7 protein-coding genes are annotated in these 6646 nt (G+C 72.8%); 1 reads left to right on the forward strand and 6 read right to left on the reverse strand.

From position 1 onward, the window contains the following. Window positions 1–5 precede the first annotated feature (5 nt). The 6 genes from AB0B41_RS42195 to AB0B41_RS42220 all read right to left on the reverse strand — a co-directional run bounded on the left by AB0B41_RS42195 (window position 6) and on the right by AB0B41_RS42220 (window position 4818). The gene (locus tag AB0B41_RS42195; RefSeq protein WP_358212739.1) at window positions 6–1034 is read right to left on the reverse strand and encodes an LLM class flavin-dependent oxidoreductase; all 1029 of its coding nucleotides are present in this window, start codon (window positions 1032–1034) and stop codon (window positions 6–8) included. Beyond that, entirely contained in the window at window positions 1031–1399 is a 369-nt protein-coding gene (locus AB0B41_RS42200; RefSeq protein WP_358212740.1) for a nuclear transport factor 2 family protein, read from the reverse strand. Before AB0B41_RS42200 ends, AB0B41_RS42195 begins: the two co-directional genes overlap by 4 nt. Beyond that, window positions 1396–2508: an LLM class flavin-dependent oxidoreductase gene (locus AB0B41_RS42205; RefSeq protein ID WP_358212742.1), complete on the reverse strand. Its 1113-nt coding sequence runs from the start codon at window positions 2506–2508 to the stop codon at window positions 1396–1398. The genes AB0B41_RS42200 and AB0B41_RS42205 overlap by 4 nt, the downstream gene beginning before the upstream one ends. 1 nt (window position 2509) lies before the next feature. Beyond that, window positions 2510–3895, reverse strand: coding sequence for an FAD-dependent oxidoreductase (locus AB0B41_RS42210; protein ID WP_358212744.1), 1386 nt, complete (start codon window positions 3893–3895; stop codon window positions 2510–2512). A gap of 93 nt (window positions 3896–3988) precedes the next feature. Further along, window positions 3989–4369, reverse strand: a complete 381-nt coding sequence (locus AB0B41_RS42215) for a hypothetical protein (protein ID WP_358212746.1) — start codon at window positions 4367–4369, stop codon at window positions 3989–3991. Further along, window positions 4366–4818 carry a hypothetical protein gene (locus AB0B41_RS42220; protein ID WP_358212748.1) on the reverse strand — a complete coding sequence of 151 codons (453 nt, stop codon included), beginning with the start codon at window positions 4816–4818 and terminating at the stop codon, window positions 4366–4368. Before AB0B41_RS42220 ends, AB0B41_RS42215 begins: the two co-directional genes overlap by 4 nt. 114 nt (window positions 4819–4932) lie before the next feature. Between AB0B41_RS42220 and AB0B41_RS42225 the strand changes: the two genes are divergently transcribed. Next, window positions 4933–6646: AMP-binding protein (locus AB0B41_RS42225; protein ID WP_358212749.1), on the forward strand; the 1714-nt coding region annotated here is incomplete at its 3' end.

Genomic DNA, 6646 nt, shown 5'->3' on the forward strand with positions numbered 1-6646 from the left:
CTCGCTCACGAGGTGTGAGCGAGCGCGCCGTTCGTCCGGTCCTCGAGGAGTCCCGCGGCCTCGGCCGTGCGAGTGATGGTCTGGAGGGGGCCGTCGACGTCGCCGGGGACGGCGCCGGGGGTGAGGAGGACGGCCAGGTCGACACCCGCCTCGTGCATCGCGGCGGCGCGGGCGGCGACGGTCTCGCCCGTGCCGACCGCGCAGAGCCGGTGCAGCGCCTCGTCGGGCACCAGGGCGAGGGCGGCGCGGCGGTCGCCGGAGCGCCACAGCTCGGTGGCCCGGGCGAGCTCCGGGAAGACGCCGGTGAAGGAGCCCGCGTGCGTCGGGACCATCGCGTACTGCAGGCAGAGGCGACGTAGCCGTTCCGTGCCCTCGGGCAGCCGGTCGCCGGCGTAGGCCCAGAAGGACACCATCGCCCACACGCTGCCCGGCTCGCGGCCCGCCTCCCGCTCCCCCTCACGGACCAGCGCCAGCTTGGCCTCGATCTCGTCGACCGGGGACCAGGTGAGGAACACGCCGTCGGCCACCCGGCCGGCGAGCCGCAGCATCCGCGGGTTCATCGCCCCGACGACGATCGGCGGCGGCTCCGGCGGCAGGAGGGTGGCCCGGAAGCCCTGCGTGCGCGGGTGCTCCACGGACACCCGCTCCCCCGCCCAGGCCGCCCGCAGCACCCGGACGTAGCCCTCGATCGTCGCGAGCGGGCGGCTGTGCGTGCGGCCGTGCCAGTCCTCGGTGATCATCGGGCTGCTCGCGCCCAGCCCGGCGAGGATCCGGCCGGGGGCGGCGGAGGCGAGCGTCGCGAAGCCCATCGCGGCGAGGGCCGGCGAGCGCGGGTAGACCGTCGCGATCCCGGAGCCGAGCCGGATCCGCGACGTGCTGGCGGCCAGGACGCCGAGCATCGAGAAGACCTCGGGCCCGGTCACCTCGCCGACCCACGCCGAGTCGTAGCCCGCCTCCTCCGCCGCGCGGACGAGCCGGAGGTACTCGGGGACGCCGAGCCCGTCGTCGACGGGCAGGGTGACCCCCAGCTTCACGGCCGGACCTGGCGCCGCACGTCCCGGGTGTCGTACCAGGTCGTCACCCTGGCGATCCGTCCCGCCCGCAGGTCGAACACGTCGAGCGCGGAGAACACGACCGGCCGGCCGTCGGCGAGCTTCCCCTCGAAGTCGATCTCGGTGACGATCGCCTCGGGGGTCTCGATCCAGCGCGTCACGCGGTCCTCGTGCTCGGCGTAGTTCGCCAGGACGGCAGGGAAGTGCGCGAGCGCCGCCGCCCGCCCGACGACCGGTTCCGCCCCGACCGTGTGGATCTCCACGTCGTCGGCGAACACCTCGGCCAGGTCCGCGAACGAGTCCGAGTTGATCGCGGCGAAGTAGCCCTCGACCACTGCCCGGGTCACGACCCCACCAGCTTCTTCAGCTCCGCCATCGCCCGGAACGACCACTTCGCCAGCGACGGGTCCCCGAACGCGGTGATGTTCCACATGACGAGGTGCTCCAGGCCCGCCTCGCGGTACTCGTAGAGCTCCTCCGCGACCTGCTCGGGGGTGCCGCAGAAGGCGTAGTGCCGCACCACCTCCGGCGGGATCGCGTCGATGATCCGCAGGGACTCCTCGCGCGGGATCGTCGTCGGGATGAAGTCGTGGAAGCCCGAGCCCGCGTCGAGCGGGGGTTCGACACCGAGGTCCCGGAACACCTGCGAGGGCAGCAGCACGCAGAGCGCCCGCACCAGCGGCGCCTCGGTCAGCCGCCGGACGGTCTCCTCGTCCGGGCCCATGAGGATGTAGCCGAGCATGCCCGGGGTGATCGTCGCGGGGTCGCGCCCGGCGTCCTGCGCGGCCTGCTGGATCGTGGTGAGCGCCTTGCCGTAGTCCGGCGCGGTCATCTTGGTGGGCAGCCACCCGTCCGCCTTGGTACCGGTCAGCCGCAGCATCCGCGGACCGTGCGCGGCGGTCCAGATCTCGGGCGGGGTGTCGCCGTACGGCCGCAGCCCCAGGACCGCCTTCTCCAGGGTGTGGAACGTCCCCCGGTAGTCGACGGGTCCGTCGGCCTCCCAGAGCAGGCGCATCACGTCGATGCCCTCGGAGAGCCTCGCGACGGGCTTGTCGAACGACATGCCGTACGGCGTGACGTTGAGCTTCTCGCCGGAGCCCAGCCCGATGATCGCCCGCCCCCGGGTCACGTGGTCCAGGGTCAACGCCGTGGCCGCGGCCATGGCCGGGTTCCGCCGGATCAGGTCCGTGACGACCACGCCGACCTTGATCCGCTCGGTCTGCGCCCCGACGACCCCCATCATGATCATCGGGTCGAAGTACGTGTGCGGGTTGGCCTGGACCTTCGCGAGCGGCGTCAGGTCCGGGGTCCACATCGTGTCCGCGTGCCAGCCCATGAGGTGGTCCGGCCACCACACGGCGTCGTACCCCTCGGCCTCGCTGCGTTGCGCGAACTTCACCGCCGCGTCCGCCGGCGGCATGATCTGCCCGGGGACGCCCAACTGCAGGCGCTGCAACTCAGTACCTCCACCCGTCGCCGAAGGTCGGGATCCGGGCGCCGAGGTAGTCCTCGACGCAGGTCAGGGCCGCACGCGCCGCACGGTCGGTGCCGATGCCGCGGCTGCGGAAGGTCTCGGAGGCGAACCACAGCCCCTCGACGTTGGGGGCCCGCCAGTGCGGCCGGTACTTCCCGACCAGGCCCGGCATCTGGATCACGCCGAAGCTCGGCTCGAACACCAGGTGCCGACGGCGCCAGATCGGCTTGGCGAAGCCGGGCCACATCACCTCGGCGTCGCGCTCGAAGGCCTCCATGGTCGCCCGGCACCACTCGCGGTCCCGCCCCTTGGCGCCGGGGATGATCGCGCCCATCACGTGCAGGTGGGTGCCCTCCGGCGAGCACGACGGGTCCATCGCGGACTGGTCGAACATGAAGCCCGAGCAGTCGGTCGACGGCGTCGACGTCCAGGTGGCGAGCTCGCGCGGGTCGAACTGCGTGACCGGCTCCTCGGTGGCGAGGTAGAGGCCGAGCCAGGCGATCCGGAACTTGTCCTGGGCGAGGAACTCGATCTGGGAGGCGTACCACTCGGGCAGCGCGGAGCGGGGCACGACGTCGAGCACGTTCCACACCGGGAGGGTCGAGATCACCGCGGGCGCCTCGAGGATCTCCTCCTCGAAGAACTCGTTGGGCAGCACCTTGGGCTCGCGGCCGACCGCCACGCCCTTCACGGCGCCGTTCTCGATGACCACGCGCTCGACGCTCGTCCCCAGGCGGAGCTCGCCGCCGTTCGACGTGATCGCGTCCGCCAGGTCGCGCCAGATCCCGTCCCAGCCCTGGCCGGGCCAGCAGGAGTAGGCCGCGGTGTTGCGCTCCTCGAAGTGCATCTTGCGCACGTAGAGGTTGTCGCTGGCGGAGTGGTCGTACCAGTTGTCGGTCATGCACTCCAGCACGGAGATGAACTCGAAGAGGTCCACCACGCCCTGGTCGTCCGTGTACTGGTGGATCCACTCGCGCAGGGAGCGGTCGTCCCAGTCGTCGAGGTCCTCGTAGGGGGTGTTGACGAGGGCCTTGATCACCTTCTTGAGCTCGGTCCGGTCGGTGTACCGGTCCCGGATCGAGCCCCAGCCCTTGCCGTTCTCCCAGATCGGCATGTCGTTGCTGACCTCGCCGTGGATCAGCTCCTTGCCGACGTGCTCGAACACCTTCGTGATGCCCGAGCCGCCGTCCTCGATGAGGTGCCCGCCGAGGTTGACGGTGAACCCCTCGTCCGGGACGGCCATGGCGCGGCCGCCCAGATAGGGGCTGCGGTCGAGCACCACGACCCGCCTGCCCTCCTTGGCCAGCAGCGCTCCCGCGGAGAGCCCGGCGGCCCCGGCCCCGATGACCACGACGTCGTAGCTCGGCATGACACCCTCTCTCTACCAACCGACCGTTTGACACGGTGTCACGGCGGGCCGGATCACGCAAGCGCCCGGGCGCGGACGATGCCGGAGCACCGGTCACCGCGCACGGCGGACCCGGACCGTCCCCGAGACTGCCCGCGCCCCGCCCGTCACGTCCAGCCACACCTCGCAGTCGACGAGGTCGCCGTCGACCGCCGTGACCCGCCCGCCCGCGACGACCCGGTCGCCCGCGAACACGTTGCCGTGGAACCGGAAGCGCGAGGAGACCACCCGCCCGTACCCCTCGAGCAGGGTGTGGATGTAGCCCAGGTTCAGCGGTCCCTGGTTGACCACCCGCGACCCCATGCCCAGCTTCCCGGTGACCGCCGGGTCGAGATGGATCATGTTCGGGTCCCGCAGCAGCGCTGCCGCGATCTTCATCTTCTCCGGGTCGACCGACTCGACCACGCGCTCCGGCAGCACGTCCCCGACCTTCACGCCGACCTCCCCACCGAGCGACGCGGGAACACGTACGTCGGCCGGACGGTCACGTGCACGGACCCGTCCGGCCCGGCCAGCTCGATCCGCACCGTGACCAGGTCGAACACCCCGGTGCGCGCCCCCGTCTTCCGCCGCGCGGACTCGACGACGCAGGTCACGGCATAGTCGACGTCGAGCCGCAGCGGCTCCGCGAAGTCCACCGCCCACTCGCCGAGCATCGGGCCGTCGGCCGAGGAGGCGCCGAAGACGGCGAAGACCTCCTCGAGGCTCAGCCCCACCCCGCCCTGCGCCGCGAGGAACGCGAACGTCGGGTGCGCGAGGCCCGGCTCGCCCGGCGGGGCACCCAGCGCGTCCCGGAGCAACCAGTCCGCGTAGTGCTCGACGCGTGCGGTGCCGCCGGGCATGCTGTGACCGACGGTGCCGGCGAGGTCCTCCTCGGTGATCATGGGGAGCAGCTTACCTACTGGACGGTTGATAGTCAGTGGCCTCGACGCAGTCCACGGACGTTGCTACGGTCCACTGTCAAACGATCGTTAGACAGATCGGAAGGGCCGACGAGGATGCCGGACACCACCGTTCCCGACCTGCTCGAGCGCCGCGCGGTGGACGCGCCGGAGCAGGGCGTCGTCTTCCCCGACGGCCGCGAGACCTACCCCGAGCTGGCCCGCTCCACGCGCCGGCTCTCGGCCGCGCTCTGGGCGCTCGGCATAAGGCCGGGCGACTCCGTGGGGCTGCTCCTCCACGGCTGCCTCGACAGCTACCGGCTCTGGCTCGCCGCGGCCCGGATCGGCGCGGTCACGGTGCCGCTCAACCCGAGGCTCAAGCCGCGCGAGCTGAGCTACATGATCGAGAACGCCGACCTGCGGCTGCTGATCAGCACCGCCGGGTTCGCGCCGGTGCTGCACGAGGCCCTGCCGGGGCTGGCGGAGGGCACGCCGGGCCGGCTCGCGCTCGACGCCGCCCCGCTGCTCCGCGCCGTCGTCGCGCTGGACGGGCCCGCGCCGGGCTTCCTGCACGGGCTGGACGAGTCCGCGGATCCCGGCGGGGCCGACGAGGCCCGGGGTGCGCTGCGGGCGTCGGACCCGATCCTCATGCTCTACACCTCCGGCACCACCTCGCGGCCGCGCGGCTGCGTGCACGACCACGCGTCCCTGGTCGCCGAGGGCGGGGCCGTGGCGGAGCGGCTCGGCCTGCGGCCGGACGACCGGTTCTGGGCGCCGCTGCCGATGTTCCACTGCGGCGGGTTCGACGTGGCGATCGCGGCGCTGGCCGGCCGGTGCGGGATGGTGCACGTGGGCACCTTCGAGCCCGGACGGGCCCTGGACCAGCTCGAACGCGAGCGCTGCACGATCGGCTTCCCCGCCTTCGAGACGATCTGGGTGCCGGTCCTGGAGCACCCGCGCTTCCCGGAGGCCGACCTCTCCGCGCTGCGCCTGGTGATCAACGTGGGTGCGCCGGAACGGATGCGCGCGATGCAGGCCCGGCTCCCGCAGGCCGTGCAGACCTCCTGCCTCGGGATGACCGAGTCGTTCGGGTTCTGCTGCATGGGTTCGCCCGACGACCCCGCCGAGGTCCGCGCGACCACGAGCGGCGTCCCGCTGCGGCACATGGAGGCGAAGGTCGTCGACCCGGAGACCGGGGAGGCCGTGCCGCCCGGCGTCCCCGGCGAGTTCCGGTTCCGCGGCGCCTCCCGGCTCGTCCGCTACCACCGCGACCCCGAGACGACGGCCGCCCGGATCGACGCCGACGGCTGGTTCGCCTCCGGGGACCTCGTCGTGGCCGACGAGGCCGGGCGGCTGCGGTTCGTGTCGCGGCGGGGGGACATGCTCAAGGTCGGCGGCGAGAACGTGGCCGCCGCCGAGGTGGAGGGGTTCCTCTGCGAGCACCCGGCCGTCGGGCTGGTGCAGGTCGTCGGGGCGCCGGACGCCCGGTACGGCGAGGTCGCGGCCGCGTTCGTGCAGCTCAAGGCCGGGGCCACCGCGACCGAGGAGGAGCTCGTCGCCTTCTGCCTCGGGCGGATCGCGACCTTCAAGGTGCCGCGGTACGTGCGCTTCGTCGACGAGTTCCCGATGTCGGGGACCAAGGTGCAGAAGTTCCGCCTCAAGGAGCGCCTGGCCGACGAGCTCAAGGCCGCGGGGATCACCGAGGCGCCGGTCCTGAGCTCCCGCCCCCGGGCCTCGGGGGGGGGGGGGGGAGGCGGAAGAACCTTCTGGACAAACCAGGCGGCGAGGGGGTGGGGGGGGGGGGGCGCGGGGGGGGCGGGGGCGGGGTGGG

Origin of the sequence: Pseudonocardia sp. NPDC049154, from assembly GCF_040648315.1 — a bacterium.
Lineage (GTDB): Bacteria > Actinomycetota > Actinomycetes > Mycobacteriales > Pseudonocardiaceae > Pseudonocardia.